The organism is Pseudomonas sp. 13B_2.1_Bac1 (assembly GCF_025466155.1).
In the GTDB taxonomy this organism is placed as follows: domain Bacteria; phylum Pseudomonadota; class Gammaproteobacteria; order Pseudomonadales; family Pseudomonadaceae; genus Aquipseudomonas; species Aquipseudomonas aylmerensis.
In genome coordinates this window covers 1-12,441 of sequence record NZ_JANLOH010000054.1, presented here as the reverse complement: position 1 = coordinate 12,441, position 12,441 = coordinate 1, and the positions used below count along the sequence as shown (strand labels likewise).

15 protein-coding genes are annotated in these 12,441 nt (G+C 63.2%); 7 read left to right on the top strand and 8 right to left on the bottom strand.

All coding sequences use genetic code 11. The features are described from left to right. Nucleotides 1-42: 42 nt before the first annotated feature. Nucleotides 43-966 carry a LysR family transcriptional regulator gene (locus NTD80_RS13680; RefSeq protein WP_262134026.1) on the top strand — a complete coding sequence of 308 codons (924 nt, stop codon included), beginning with the start codon at nucleotides 43-45 and terminating at the stop codon, nucleotides 964-966. Here NTD80_RS13680 and NTD80_RS13675 read toward each other — a convergent pair. Next, nucleotides 869-1,573: a TetR/AcrR family transcriptional regulator gene (locus tag NTD80_RS13675; protein WP_201145568.1), complete on the bottom strand. Its 705-nt coding sequence runs from the start codon at nucleotides 1,571-1,573 to the stop codon at nucleotides 869-871. The two genes, NTD80_RS13680 and NTD80_RS13675, sit on opposite strands and share 98 nt — an antisense overlap. A gap of 121 nt (nucleotides 1,574-1,694) precedes the next feature. On the opposite strand from NTD80_RS13675, the gene NTD80_RS13670 reads away from it, so the two are divergent. Together NTD80_RS13670 and NTD80_RS13665 are read left to right on the top strand one after the other, a co-directional pair. Continuing rightward, nucleotides 1,695-2,912, top strand: a complete 1,218-nt coding sequence (locus NTD80_RS13670) for an MFS transporter (RefSeq protein ID WP_262134025.1) — start codon at nucleotides 1,695-1,697, stop codon at nucleotides 2,910-2,912. 93 nt (nucleotides 2,913-3,005) lie between these two features. Continuing rightward, the gene (locus NTD80_RS13665; RefSeq protein WP_262134024.1) at nucleotides 3,006-3,803 is read left to right on the top strand and encodes a DNA/RNA non-specific endonuclease; all 798 of its coding nucleotides are present in this window, start codon (nucleotides 3,006-3,008) and stop codon (nucleotides 3,801-3,803) included. Here the strand turns inward: NTD80_RS13665 and NTD80_RS13660 are convergent. The 3 genes from NTD80_RS13660 to NTD80_RS13650 are packed head-to-tail and all read right to left on the bottom strand — an operon-like array spanning nucleotide 3,754 to nucleotide 6,074. Next, a complete protein-coding gene (locus NTD80_RS13660; protein ID WP_262134023.1) occupies nucleotides 3,754-5,022 on the bottom strand; it encodes an MFS transporter in 1,269 nt (422 codons plus the stop codon). The two genes, NTD80_RS13665 and NTD80_RS13660, sit on opposite strands and share 50 nt — an antisense overlap. Nucleotides 5,023-5,026: 4 nt before the next feature. Then, nucleotides 5,027-5,593, bottom strand: coding sequence for an isochorismatase family protein (locus NTD80_RS13655; protein ID WP_262134022.1), 567 nt, complete (start codon nucleotides 5,591-5,593; stop codon nucleotides 5,027-5,029). Between the two features lie 28 nt (nucleotides 5,594-5,621). After that, a complete protein-coding gene (locus NTD80_RS13650; protein ID WP_262134021.1) occupies nucleotides 5,622-6,074 on the bottom strand; it encodes a MarR family winged helix-turn-helix transcriptional regulator in 453 nt (150 codons plus the stop codon). A gap of 922 nt (nucleotides 6,075-6,996) precedes the next feature. On the opposite strand from NTD80_RS13650, the gene NTD80_RS13645 reads away from it, so the two are divergent. Then, nucleotides 6,997-8,208, top strand: a complete 1,212-nt coding sequence (locus NTD80_RS13645; RefSeq protein WP_262134020.1) for a YeeE/YedE family protein — start codon at nucleotides 6,997-6,999, stop codon at nucleotides 8,206-8,208. A 1-nt stretch (nucleotide 8,209) separates the two neighbouring features. Here the strand turns inward: NTD80_RS13645 and NTD80_RS13640 are convergent, their stop codons facing one another. Next, nucleotides 8,210-8,371, bottom strand: coding sequence for a DUF2986 domain-containing protein (locus NTD80_RS13640; protein ID WP_065904377.1), 162 nt, complete (start codon nucleotides 8,369-8,371; stop codon nucleotides 8,210-8,212). A gap of 277 nt (nucleotides 8,372-8,648) precedes the next feature. Beyond that, complete coding sequence (locus tag NTD80_RS13635; RefSeq protein ID WP_262134019.1) at nucleotides 8,649-9,698, bottom strand: alpha/beta hydrolase family protein; 1,050 nt, start codon at nucleotides 9,696-9,698, stop codon at nucleotides 8,649-8,651. A 187-nt stretch (nucleotides 9,699-9,885) separates the two neighbouring features. Between NTD80_RS13635 and NTD80_RS13630 the strand changes: the two genes are divergently transcribed. The 3 genes from NTD80_RS13630 to msrA all read left to right on the top strand — a co-directional run bounded on the left by NTD80_RS13630 (nucleotide 9,886) and on the right by msrA (nucleotide 11,190). After that, a complete protein-coding gene (locus NTD80_RS13630) occupies nucleotides 9,886-10,161 on the top strand; it encodes a hypothetical protein (protein WP_262134018.1) in 276 nt (91 codons plus the stop codon). Next, nucleotides 10,154-10,567 carry a hypothetical protein gene (locus NTD80_RS13625; protein ID WP_162946118.1) on the top strand — a complete coding sequence of 138 codons (414 nt, stop codon included), beginning with the start codon at nucleotides 10,154-10,156 and terminating at the stop codon, nucleotides 10,565-10,567. The genes NTD80_RS13630 and NTD80_RS13625 overlap by 8 nt, the downstream gene beginning before the upstream one ends. Before the next feature lie 116 nt (nucleotides 10,568-10,683). Then, nucleotides 10,684-11,190: a peptide-methionine (S)-S-oxide reductase MsrA gene (msrA, locus tag NTD80_RS13620; RefSeq protein ID WP_262134017.1), complete on the top strand. Its 507-nt coding sequence runs from the start codon at nucleotides 10,684-10,686 to the stop codon at nucleotides 11,188-11,190. A 48-nt stretch (nucleotides 11,191-11,238) separates the two neighbouring features. Here msrA and NTD80_RS13615 read toward each other — a convergent pair whose 3' ends face one another. Together NTD80_RS13615 and NTD80_RS13610 are read right to left on the bottom strand one after the other, a co-directional pair. Then, nucleotides 11,239-11,607 carry a hypothetical protein gene (locus tag NTD80_RS13615; RefSeq protein ID WP_065904384.1) on the bottom strand — a complete coding sequence of 123 codons (369 nt, stop codon included), beginning with the start codon at nucleotides 11,605-11,607 and terminating at the stop codon, nucleotides 11,239-11,241. Between the two features lie 172 nt (nucleotides 11,608-11,779). Then, the gene (locus tag NTD80_RS13610; RefSeq protein ID WP_262134016.1) at nucleotides 11,780-12,280 is read right to left on the bottom strand and encodes a septation protein IspZ; all 501 of its coding nucleotides are present in this window, start codon (nucleotides 12,278-12,280) and stop codon (nucleotides 11,780-11,782) included. Nucleotides 12,281-12,441 lie beyond the last annotated feature (161 nt).

Genomic DNA, 12,441 nt, shown 5'->3' with positions numbered 1-12,441 from the left:
ATCAAACCGCTACTCGCTGCCGTTGAGTCAGAAGCCTCCCTCATGAAGCGTCATTTCGAAGATTTGCAGCTGGGCAGTATCGAGCTGTTTTGCCTGGCAGCCGAAGCCAGCAGTTTCACCGCCGCCGCGCAGGTCGCCGGCGTCACCCCGGCTGCCGTGAGCCGCAGCGTCTCGCGCCTGGAAGAACGCCTGGGCTCGCGGCTGTTTGTGCGCACCACCCGCAGCATTCGCCTGACGGACAGCGGCCGGACGTTTTTCGAACAATGCCGCCAAGCCCTGACCCAACTGGTGGAAGCCCAACAGGAAGTGATGGGCGCGCAGTCCGTGCCCTCCGGCCTGCTGCGCATCAGCATTCCGACCACCTACGGCCATCATCGCCTGCTGCCGCTGCTGCCGAAGTTTCGCGCGCTGTACCCGCAGGTCACGGTGGATATCCACATCAGCAACCGCAATATCGACTTCGTCGCCGAGGGCTATGACCTGGCCGTGCGCGTACGCGCGCAACCCGATTCATCGTTGATCGCACGCCTGCTGGAAGATGCCGAACTGGTGGTGGTGGCCGCGCCGTCCTACCTGCAACGCGCCGGTACCCCACAGACGCTGGAGGATTTGCCTACCCACGAATGCATCCAGTACGAACTGCCGAGCAATGGGCGCCGCATCCCGTGGTTGTTCCAGGTGGACGGCAAGGCGCAGGAGTTCGCGGGGGAGGCGGGGTACAGCTGTTCCGACGATGTCCTCGGCGGCGTGACTTTGGCCAAGCATGGTGCGGGGTTGTTCCAGACCTACAAGTTCATCGTCGAGCAGGAATTGGCGGACGGCAGCCTGGCGCAAGTGCTGCAGGCGTATGGTGGCCGTTCGCGGCCGTTTACCCTGCTGTATCCCCATGGGCGCTATGTGCCGCACCGGGTGCGCGCGTTTGTGGATTTTCTGATGCAGCACCGGGATGCAAAGGCGGCGCGATAGAGGCGGCGACATCCCAGCCCAGCATGAGCTGGCTGATCGCCGCGTCGAGGGTCGCATGGGGCACGTTGTCCCGCGCCAAGATCGACACCCCCTGCAGGAAACTGTCAAACACGCTCGCCATCACCGCCGGCTGAGTGTGCTGCGGCAACTGGCCGAGCCGCATCGCCCGCTCCACACACGCGACGATCCCCGCCCGCGTGCGCAGCCGCGACTGGGTCAATGCATCGGCCACGCGTGCATTCTCCGGGCTCGGCGCGCTCATCACGCCCAACGCGACCATGCAGCCCTTGGGGTGCCCGTCTTCACACTGCATGCGCACCGACTGGCGCAGCGCGGTCTCCACCGCCTTGCGCGGCAACAGGGTTTCGTCCCACAGGCATTCGGTGACCTGGGCGTAGGTCGCCAGGTAGCGCTGCACGCACTCATCGAACAGTGCTTCCTTGGAGCCAAACGCCGCATAGAAACTCGGCGCGGAGATCCCGCCACCCAACCCCGCCTTGAGCTGGGCCAAAGACGTGGCGTCGTAGCCGTGCTGCCAGAACAGGTGCAACGCCTGTTCCACAGCCTGTTCACGGTCGAAAGTGCGGGGGCGGCCCATTTGTGCCATGTCGGGTCTCCGGTGGGGAATGAGATAAATACTAGTCGATACATAAGTCGTTGACAACGCGTCGCCACTGCCCGCAACATTTATATCGATCAGTATCTAAGTCTTGCCCAAGGAGTATCCCGTGACGCCCTCACTGACCCTATCGGCCTCGTCCGAACGTTTGCCCATCGGCGCCTTGCTCGCGCTGGCCATGACCGGCTTCGTCTGCATCGTCACCGAAACCCTGCCTGCCGGCCTGTTGCCGCTGATCAGCGACGGCCTGGCGATTTCACCGTCGATGGCCGGGCAAATGGTCACCGCCTACGCGCTGGGCTCGGTGCTGGCGGTGATCCCCATGACCATCGCCACCCGTGGCTGGCGCCGGCGCAATGTGTTGCTGCTGACCATCGTCGGCTTCCTGCTGTTCAACTCCATCACCGCGTGGTCGTCGCACTATGGCGTGACGCTGGTGGCGCGCTTCTTCGCCGGTGTCGCGGCGGGGCTGGCCTGGAGCCTGCTGGCCGGTTACGCCCGGCGCATGGTCGCGCCGCACCAACAGGGCAAGGCACTCGCACTGGCGATGGTCGGCACACCGATTGCGCTGTCGCTGGGTGTGCCGCTGGGCACCTGGCTCGGCGGCCTGGTGGGCTGGCGCACCACGTTCGGCCTGATGTCCGGCGTGAGCCTGGTGCTGATTGCCTGGGTGCTGGTGAAAGTCCCGGACTTCGCGCCCCAGCCCGCGCATCAACGCGTGTCGCTGGGCAAGGTGCTGACCACGCCGGGCGTGCGGCCGGTGCTGGCGGTGGTGATCAGTTGGATGCTCGCTCACAACATCCTCTACACCTACATCGCCCCGTTCGTGGCGCCGGCCGGCCTGGCCGAACGCGTGGACCTGGTGTTGCTGGTGTTCGGCATCGCCGCGTTGGCCGGTATCTGGATCACCGCCCGGCTGGTCGAGCCGCTGCTGCGCAACACGGTGCTGGCGAGCCTGCTGCTGTTTGCCGGCGTGAGCGTGGTGTTCGGCCTGCTGGGCAATCTGCCGGCGGTGATCTACCTCGGCGTGGCAGTCTGGGGCCTGAGCTTCGGCGGCGCCGCGACCTTGCTGCAGACCGCCCTGGCCGATGCGGCGGGAGATGGCGCGGACGTGGCGCTGTCACTCAACGTGGTGGCTTGGAACAGCGCGATTGCCGGCAGCGGCGTGGTCGGGGGTGTGTTGCTGGAGAGCTGGGGCGTGGCGGCGTTTCCGTGGGCGATGCTGGGGTTGATCGGGGTGGCGTTGGTGCTGACTTGGGCGGCCCGTACCCATGCCTTCAAACCGGGGGCGCGGGGAGCGGGTAAACCTGCGGCTGTCGGGCACTAATCTGACTTTAGCTAGTCCATAATCCTCGAAATATCATCCACTTGGCTCCGCGCGCCGGAGCCTGCCGCTTTATTCCCTTTCGAAGATTTACCCATGCACCTACGCAATATTGCAATCGGGCTGTCTGCCCTGTTTTTGTTCTCCACCACCGTTGATGCCCGCACCCCCGCAAACCCCTACACGCCTTCGGAACAACGCGCCTCGTTTGATGGTTGCGCAGAACTTTTCCCGGCGAAAAATCCGATCAACACGGCGACTGTCCCGGCGGCAATGAAACCGCTGGCGCTGTGTTCGGACACCTTTGCAGTGCTGTACTCGCAAACCAGCAAGACCCCGCTGGTGGTGGTCGAGCGCCTCAACGCCGCGCAATTGCAGGAGGCCAAGGGCGAGGAACGCACCAACCAGTTCTACCCCGACCCGCGTATTCCCAAGGGTGGCCGTGCGGAGTTGAGCGACTACCGCAGCCAGCACCCGGCCGTTGACCGTGGCCATCAGGCGCCAGCCGCCGACGCGCCGAACGCGCACGCCATGGCGCAATCCTTCGCGCTGTCGAACATGGTCCCGCAGGACCCGACCAACAACCGCAAGATCTGGAGCAAGGTCGAAGCCGACGTGCGCAAATTCGCCAAGCGCGCCGGCGGCGATGTGTATGTGTTCACCGGGCCGCTGTTCGATTCAGGCTACGGCACCATCGGCGACAACCGGGTGTGGGTGCCGACGCGCCTGTTCAAGCTGGTGTACGACGCTTCCAGCCAGCGTGCCTGGGCCTACGTGTTGCCCAACGCCGAAACCCGCATCCAGAAACCGATGGACTACGACACGTTCGTGAAGAGCACCGGGCTCAAGTTGTTGGGGAATCTCCCGGTGTCGGGCTCGGTGGGGCGGACGTAATCGACGCGGGCCGATCCAGCTGGCGCTTGATCGTGTAGACCGCCACCCCCACCGCCAGGATGCCTGACACCGCGCCGACCACCAGCGCCCAGCGCGGCCCCAGGTGGTCGGCGACCCAGCCGACGATGGGCGCGCCGATGGGCGTGCCGCCCAGGGCCACTCCGACGCGCAGGGCGATCACGCGGCCGCGCATCGCCGGTTCGGTGGTGAGTTGCATCAGGCTGTTGGTGGTGTTGCTGAAGGTCATCGCCCCCACGCCGATGATCACCAGCGCGACCGCGAATAACCAGTAGTTCGGCGCCAGGGCCGCCAGGGTGCAGCCCACGCCGAAGATCGCGGCGCCATTGAGCAGGGACTTGAACTGCGGCCTTTCACGACCGGCGGCCAGCAGTGCGCCGGCGATGGTGCCGATGGCCAGGGTCGAGGTCAGCAGGCCGTAGCCGCGTGCATCGGTGTGAAACGCGGTCACGGCCATGGTCGAGATGAAAATCGGGAAATTCATGCCGAAGGTGCCGATCAGAAACAGCATCAGCAGGATCGCCTTCAAGTCCGGCCGCGCCCACACATAGCGCAGGCCCTCGGTGAGGCTGCCTTTGGTGCGCAAGGCCCGCACCTTGGCGTTCTGCCCCGACACCCGCAGGAAGAACAGCGAGGCCAGCACCGCAAAAAAACTGCTGCCATTGAGCAGGAACGCCCAGCCGGTGCCCACCGATGCGATGGTCAGGCCGGCCACCGCCGGGCCGATCATGCGTGCCATATTGAACGAGGTGGAATTAAGCGCGATGGCGTTGGATAAGTCCTTCTCGCCCACCAGCTCCGCGACGAAAATCTGCCGCACGGGCGCATCGAACGCCGAGGCGCAGCCGGACAGGAACGCAAACACGTACACGTGCCACAGCTCGACAAACCCGGTGATGGTGAACACCCCCAGCGTCAGCGCTAGCAGGCCCATCACCGCCTGGGTGACGATCAGCAGCTTGCGCTGGTCGTAGTGGTCGGCGGCGAACCCGGTCCATGGCAGCAACAATAATTGCGGTCCGAATTGCAGCGACATGACGATGCCGACAGCGGCGGCGTTGTGCGGGGTGAGCTGGGTGAGCACCAGCCAGTCCTGGGCGGTGCGCTGCATCCAGGTGCCGATGTTGGAGACCAGCGCACCGGCGGCCCAGATGCGGTAGTTGGGGCTGCGCAGGGAGCGGAAGGTGCCGAGGAAACTCATGGCGTTATTCGTTCCCCCGGGTGTCGAGCAGATCAATGATGGCCTGCGTGGTGCCCGACTCGCCCAGGCGCGGGAACACGTGCTGGAGGCTGTAGGCGTGGGCCTCGGGGTTGGCATCGGTCATTGCATCGATGGCGAGCGTCACGTTGAAACCCAACTCATAGGCCTGGCGCGCGGTGGCTTCGACCCCGGTGCCGGTGGCCACGCCGGTGACCACCACCTGCGTGACGCCGAGGGCCTTGAGCCGGGCCTCGAGGTCGGTGTTGGCGAACGCGCCCCAGCTGCGTTTGGTCACTCGCAGGTCAGTGGGTTGTGGGTTGAGTTCGGGGATCAGCTCGGCCCAGTCGGGCGGTAAGGCATCGCTGCGCCGTGGTCGCTCGGTGCGTCCCGGCGCAAAGCCTGTGACGTTGACCAGCACCACCGGCAAATCGCGCGCGCGGAAGGCATCGAGCAGTGCGCGCGAGCGCTGCACCACCTCGCCGATCGGGTGCATGAAGGGATAGCCGATGATGCCGTGTTGCAGGTCCACGATGATCAGTGCGGTTGTTGCATCCAGCGAGGTGACAGCCATGCTATTTCCTCAAGCGGGTAGGGGAGAGTCAAAAGTCGGCGAGGCGCTCCAGCAGTTTCACCGCGGCGGCGAGTTCGTCTTGTTCCTGGGGCGACAGTTGTTCCTGCAGCGCGCGCAGCAGCCAATCGTCTTTGGCCGCGCGGTTTTCGCTCAGGTGCTTGCGAAAGCTCGGCGTGAGACTGATCAGCGTCTGCCGGCCGTCGCTTGGGTCCGGCTTGCCGCTCACGGCCTGCATCACTTCCAGCCCGGCCACGGTGATGCGCATCGACTGCGGCTTGACGCTTTCGGCGCGGGCGAGGGCAGAAACAGTGCTCGGTCCATCGCGGTCCAGGCGCAGCAGTACGGACTTTTGCGCGGTGGTGAAATCATCAGGATGGGTTTGCTCGCGCAGGCGGCGGATCAGCTTGCCCAGGGAGATACGCAGCTCGGCGGCCAGGGTGGCGGCGGAATGCGATGAGGGGGTGGAGGGTGGTTTAGTCATGCTGAAACCGTAGCATGGGTACAGGAAAACTGTACAGTTTAGCTGTATTAAATTTTTTTCATGTGGGGTGGGGGAGGGCGAGCAGTTTCTCTGTGGGGAATGGATTTGTTGTGGCGAGCGAGCTTCCTGTGGTGAGCGGGCTTGCCCCGCGTTGGGCTGCGTAGCGGCCCCAAAGCCATCCCCTGAGTAGCACCTGGCACACCGCATTCTGCTGGATTGGGGCTGCTGCGCAGCCCAACGCGGGACAAGCCCGCTCACCACAAGGGGGGATCGTTCGCTACAAAAAGTGGGCTGGGGACTGGAAGTCGGGCAGGCACAGCACGGCCACCTTGATAATCCGATGTGTCCCGTGTGTACGCCTGGAGCGTGGGCCGGTAGCAGTGTCTTTATGGCGAATGGATTCGTTGTGGCGAGCAAGCTTCCTGTGGTGAGCGGGCTTGCCCCGCGTTGGGCTGCGTAGCGGCCCCAAAGCCATCCCCTGAGTAGTAACTGACACACCGCATTCTGCTGGATTGGGGCTGCTGCGCAGCCCAACGCGGGGCAAGCCCGCTCACCACAAAGGATGATCGCTTGCCACAGAAGGTCGGCTGGGGACTCTTGGTTCCAGGGCATGATCAGTTACCTCCTGATCATGCGTATTAGCCTGTAAACCATGTCCCCCGTTAGAAATGTAAACGATGTCCCCGGTTTGTACCGGGGCAGGCCCGCTCACCACAAGGGATGACCACTCACCACAAAAGATGAGCACTCATCACAACAAGCCTGCTCACCACAGAAGATGATCACTCCCCACAACAAGCCTGCTCACCACAGAAGACGATCGCTCCTCACAAAAAAGTCTGTCAGGCACAACGCGCCCCCCGCGTGCCCTGGGTTTATACTCGTCCCCCTCGCATTCAACCCCTTCACACCGAGATACCCCATGAGCAGTTCTCTTCCTCTCGCCCCCGCGCGCACGCCTGTTGCGCCGTTGGTGGCGTTTATCATCCTGGTGCTGGGCGCCCTGTTCCTGCAAAACAGCGTGGGCTCGCGCCAGGTGCTGTTGCTGGTGGTCGGCGCGGCGCTGGGCCTGACCCTCTACCACGCCGCCTTTGGTTTCACCTCGGCCTGGCGGGTGTTCATCAATGATCGGCGGGGCGCCGGCCTGCGTGCGCAAATGGTGATGCTTGCGGTGGCGGTGCTGCTGTTCTTCCCGGCGCTGGGGGCGGGCACGTTGTTCGGGCAGCCGGTGGTCGGGCTGGTAGCGCCGGCGGGCGTTTCCGTGGTGTTCGGTGCGTTTATTTTCGGCATCGGCATGCAGTTGGGCGGCGGGTGTGCGTCCGGCACGCTGTTCACCGTCGGCGGCGGGAATGCGCGCATGCTGGTGACGCTGTTCTTCTTCATTTGTGGCTCGTTGATCGCCACGCACCATGTCGACTGGTGGTTTGCACTGCCGGCGTTCCCGGCCGTGTCCATCGTCAAGAGCTTCGGCGTGGTGCCGGCCTTGATCCTCAGCCTGGCCGTGTTTGGCCTGATTGCAGCTGTCACCGTGCGCTTGGAAAAACGCCGTCATGGCCAACTCGAAGCCGGTGTAACCAGCCAGCACAAGGGCCTGCGCCGTTTCCTGCGCGGGCCGTGGCCATTGGTGTGGGGCGCGATTGGCCTGGCGCTGCTCAACTACGCGACCCTGGCACTGGCCGGGCGGCCGTGGGGGATTACCTCGGCGTTCGCACTGTGGGGCGCCAAGGTGGCAAGCGGGTTGGGCGTGGATGTGGCCAGCTGGGCGTTCTGGCAGATGCCGGGCAACGCCAAGGCGCTGGCCGCCCCGGTGTGGGAAGACATCACCAGCGTCATGGACATCGGCATCGTCCTCGGTGCGCTGCTGGCTGCCGGCCTGGCCGGGCGTTTTGCCCCCAGCCTGAAAATCCCGGCGCGCTCGCTGGTCGCGGCAGTGATCGGCGGCCTGCTGCTCGGCTACGGCTCGCGCCTGGCCTACGGCTGCAACATCGGCGCGTACTTCAGCGGCATCGCCTCGGGCAGCCTGCATGGCTGGGTGTGGCTGGTGGCGGCGTTTATCGGCAATAGCGTGGGCGTGCGCCTGCGGCCGTTTTTCTTTGCCGGCGAGCGGCCGCAGGTGGCGTTGAGCGGTTGCTGAGTCACGCCTCGGGGGAAAGGCTGGGCTCCTGGGCCGCTTCGGCCGCCAGCTTTTCCCGATCCGCCTTGCTGATATAGCGGTCCTTGCTTTTCGGCGCCAATTTGGCGCTGGCCTTCTTGGCCTTGGCCTTGAAGAGCTGCTGGAGTTTTTTCTGGCGATTCATCGGTTTTTACCTGGTGGATACAGGCCGCGATGATACCAGTTTAAAAATCGCCAGCCGCTGCCTGGGTCGCTTTTTAGCGCCGATCCGTGCATTGAATCACCGTGTCTTTCGCCAGTAATCGGGCCCTGAATCCCCGACTATTGAACGCCACAGGGAAGACACGATAAGCCTCCACACCCGCACCAAACGCTTGGCCTGCCTCATCGCCGACCTGCCATTTGGCAGCTATCAGCAAAGGCTCGGATCAAACATGCAGCGCATTTGATGCAATTTTTTTTCAGAGGCTTTTTTGGGGCGCTGTACGTCCCAAAAACTCACTGATCAACGCCACCACCTGCTGCTGAATCTGTGCCCGAGGCCGCGCGCCCTCGCCGTCGCGGCAAATCATGCCATCCCCCGGTGAATCCTCTTCAATCAACGCCATGCCGCCCGGCTTGCAGATCGTCATGAAGCTGAAGTGCGTGGCGTCGCCGATTTCCACGTACTGCGTCGATGCTCTGGGCAGGCGCTTGACCATGGCGGCGGATTCCAGATTGGGATCCATATCCTCTGACGGCACGCCCCCCGCGATCACCAGCGCCGGCACCGGCAGCGCGGCCAGGCTGGCGTCGGTCAGACCGCGTGACAGGCCCAGGTCCAAGGACACAATGGCGCGGACGCGTGTATCGCTCAAGTCCGCCGCCAGTTGGGCTTTGCCGGCAGGCGTACCGGCGGGGTTCATCTGCTGGTAGCCAATGCAACCACCGAGCTTGGGGTGTGCGCTGCAGTCGCGGCTGAACAGGTCGGGGTCGAAGCGTGCGCCGGCGATTTCCAGCACGGTCCAGCCGCCGAGGGAATGGCCCACAGCGGCAATCCGCGTCTTTGCCACCGCGCCAAACTGCGTCGGTTGAGCCAGCACCGCATCGATAGCACGGCTCAGGTCGGCCGGGCGTTGCCACAACTGCGCGGCGGCCTGCGGGCTGCGGTCTTTGCTGGTGGTGCCAGGGTGGTTGACCGCCGCCACGATGAAGCCCCGATGCGCCAACGCACTCGCCAGCCATACCTGATTGAGCCAGTTGCCACCGTACCCGTGGGACAGCACCACCAGCGGATGCTCACCGGCAGCGGGCGGCGCGTCGGGGACGGCGAGCGCGCCGACGAACACCGCGTTGTCGGCGATCAGCTCAGGTGTGGCCGAGGTGCTGGCGGGATACCACACGACCAGCTCGAGTGGGCGAGTGTTTTTCGCGTCCGCCAGGGTGGCAGTCCGCAAGCCCACAGGGCTTTCGGCGGCCACGGCGGGAGTGGCCAGGCACAGCAGGAACAGGGCGCGCAGTGCAGTTTTCATTGTTGTTATCGTCCTTGATTCGGGTGGCGCATCATTACCTGAAACCTGCCGCAATGCATCCCCAGCTAGCCACAAAAAAGCGGCCAACACCGCCGAAGTTGACCGTTGACGATGCCGTGCGGCAGCATGCGTCGACTCGTTACACCTAGCCTGGAACCCTATGCCTAGCCCTGTGGACCTTCATGAGTTGTTGACGCACGTCAGCGATGAACCGTCGTTCATCCGTTTTATCGAGGCGCTCGGTACCGATTTCGCCCACGAGCGCGAGATCGAAAAGGCCTCGCCTTCATCGCCCTATGGGCCCGGCGCACTAGGTTGGGAAAACCGCTCTGTCGATGCGTTTTTCGAGGCGGCAACCGCATGGGCAGAGGCCAGCGCCGGGCTTGCCCAATCGCAAGCAACGGCACCCAATGTGTGGCAACGCTGCGCGGCGATATTATTCGCCGGCAAATTTTATGAGTGAGCCCCGTACACCCCCTCGCCGCCGCGGTGTATTACCGGAGACCGAACTCAACAGGCTCTTGGCACAAGCCGAAGCCAGCGGCTTGACCCTGGATGACCTGGCCGACCCATGCGAGAAATTCGGCGTGACACCGCAAGCGCTGCTGAACGCCCTGTCCATCAGCCTTGCCGAGCGCTATCTCCAGGGCACTTTGACCTATGCGTTCTGCGACGGCGTGCTCAACGGGCTCATCGACGCCATCGTTGACGTGGGCATGTCCCGTGACCTGCCGCAGCCTGCGTTTTCGCTGTATCAGGCGTTTGATCAGGGCGAGTGGCGGCGCAGCGACGACCCGCCCGAAACGGACCCCGGTGAGAAATATGTGAAACCGTTGGTCTTGCAGATAATGCGCAAGCTTCGGGATTAGTGGTTGTCTGTCAGTGTCAGGCGCGCGGGCTGATTCGGGCAATCCACCGTTCAACTTGCTATTGGCCAACCCAGCCCCATAACTATCCCTGTATCCATTGAGCGGAAGGACAGACCATGACCAACCCAACCGAAACCGCCATCCTTGCCGGCGGCTGCTTCTGGGGCATGCAAGACCTGTTGCGACGCTACCCCGGCGTGCTGCAGACACGCGTCGGCTACACCGGCGGCGACGTGCCGAACGCCACCTACCGCAACCACGGTAACCATGCCGAAGCGATTGAAATCGTGTTTGACCCGGCGGTAATCAGTTACCGGCAGATCCTGGAATTCTTTTTCCAGATCCACGACCCGAGCACGCCTAACCGGCAGGGCAATGACCTCGGCCCGAGCTATCGGTCGGCGATTTATTACCTGAGCGAGCAGCAGCGCGATGTGGCGGAAGATACGGCGGCGGATGTAGACGCGTCGAAGCTGTGGCCGGGAAGGGTGGTAACAGAGATCGAGCCAGCAGGCCCGTTTTGGGAGGCGGAGCCGGAGCATCAGGATTACCTGGAGCGGATTCCCAACGGCTACACCTGCCACTTCATTCGACCGAATTGGAAGCTGCCGAAGCGGGGCTGAGAGGGCGTCGCGCCAGAGAAGCCCGAGCGGAGCCTGATTCAGGGCCCGCTAGGTGGCTTCTTTCTGGACCGCGAACACCCAGCGCCCCAGTGGCCGAAAATACACCCAATCAAAAACATCAAAGAACACCCAACTGCGGGTCTTTACCGAAAAAGCCTGAACCTGTGGGCTCGGGGAAATACTGATGCCCTGACTGACAGAGAAAACGCCCTCAGGCACATCCCCACTGCGAGACGGCTTCCTGTCGTCAAGGAGGCCGACTTGCAACGTGCCGACCACATCCGCCAGTGTCAGCGCTAAGACTTCACCGGTTGCAACACGGCCTACAACCGCGCCGTTAAAGAGCACCAGCAGGGGGACACGGCGCCCATGGGCGCTATCAAAAAAACCACGCTTGCGACAAATCGTAATGTCCATAGGCCGTTCTCGATTGAGGCATCACATCAAGTTTCTTTCGTTTCCACTGCCAACTATCCCGCTCACCGGGGAAGTGAATGCGGAAAAGCGTAGCGGAGAACGGGCCAGGCGCAGGTATCAAAAATAGGCGCAGGGATTCGGGGTCAGGCCCTGAAGCTCAGAGCCCCTCAGCTTATGGCCACTTAGGCGCAGCATTTGTTGGTGATGACTCTTCTGTGTGTGCCGCGATCGTTTCAGCGGTGGACGGCGTTTGCGCCCAACCCATCACAAAGATGCCAACGGCAAACAGCAACGGGGCGCCATAGACTTTGTAGTAGACCCAAACCTCAAACGGAGCGAAGAGTGCGAACAGGGCATTCAAGAGTGCCAGGGCAATCAGTAGCAATGACAACTGAAGCACATAGGTCCGCCAGTGAGCCTGTGTACGCTTCAACCGCGCACCGAACACGGCCTGCAGCACATTGACGCGACCTCCGAGTTCCAGGACGGCGATCAACAGCGCAAACAGACCGAGCGTGAACGGCGGTCCGAACCGCAGAAAATCCCGGCTGGCAAGCAATTCAGCACCAATCGTGAACCCCAGCGCCAGGCTGAATACTACGGAGTAGATGAAATACGCCAGGTAGGTGCGCCATAGGAGGCTGAGGGCTAGGGAGAAGCGTTGTTTTATCATGCTGCCTACGTCCTTGTGGTTGGGGAGGGCGGCATTCTAATGTTTTGGGTGTCTGTTTGGTGTTGTCGATTGGGTTTAGGCTTAAATGAATCGTGCTTTAGGGGCTTTTTGCTAACGCGGCGGGTAGGGACGGTGTCGCTTGCTTGTGGCTGGCTGCTTTC

Excerpts from the sequence above, each read along its gene's own strand:
- NTD80_RS13610 (WP_262134016.1), bottom strand. The coding sequence starts at position 12,280 with ATGATAAAACAACGCTTCTCCCTAGCCCTCAGCCTCCTATGGCGCACC.
- NTD80_RS13665 (WP_262134024.1), top strand. The coding sequence starts at position 3,006 with ATGCACCTACGCAATATTGCAATCGGGCTGTCTGCCCTGTTTTTGTTC.
- NTD80_RS13635 (WP_262134019.1), bottom strand. The coding sequence starts at position 9,698 with ATGAAAACTGCACTGCGCGCCCTGTTCCTGCTGTGCCTGGCCACTCCC.
- NTD80_RS13640 (WP_065904377.1), bottom strand. The coding sequence starts at position 8,371 with ATGAATCGCCAGAAAAAACTCCAGCAGCTCTTCAAGGCCAAGGCCAAG.
- NTD80_RS13675 (WP_201145568.1), bottom strand. The coding sequence starts at position 1,573 with ATGGCACAAATGGGCCGCCCCCGCACTTTCGACCGTGAACAGGCTGTG.
- NTD80_RS13625 (WP_162946118.1), top strand. The coding sequence starts at position 10,154 with ATGAGTGAGCCCCGTACACCCCCTCGCCGCCGCGGTGTATTACCGGAG.
- msrA (WP_262134017.1), top strand. The coding sequence starts at position 10,684 with ATGACCAACCCAACCGAAACCGCCATCCTTGCCGGCGGCTGCTTCTGG.
- NTD80_RS13650 (WP_262134021.1), bottom strand. The coding sequence starts at position 6,074 with ATGACTAAACCACCCTCCACCCCCTCATCGCATTCCGCCGCCACCCTG.
- NTD80_RS13680 (WP_262134026.1), top strand. The coding sequence starts at position 43 with ATGAAGCGTCATTTCGAAGATTTGCAGCTGGGCAGTATCGAGCTGTTT.
- NTD80_RS13645 (WP_262134020.1), top strand. The coding sequence starts at position 6,997 with ATGAGCAGTTCTCTTCCTCTCGCCCCCGCGCGCACGCCTGTTGCGCCG.
- NTD80_RS13655 (WP_262134022.1), bottom strand. The coding sequence starts at position 5,593 with ATGGCTGTCACCTCGCTGGATGCAACAACCGCACTGATCATCGTGGAC.
- NTD80_RS13660 (WP_262134023.1), bottom strand. The coding sequence starts at position 5,022 with ATGAGTTTCCTCGGCACCTTCCGCTCCCTGCGCAGCCCCAACTACCGC.
- NTD80_RS13615 (WP_065904384.1), bottom strand. The coding sequence starts at position 11,607 with ATGGACATTACGATTTGTCGCAAGCGTGGTTTTTTTGATAGCGCCCAT.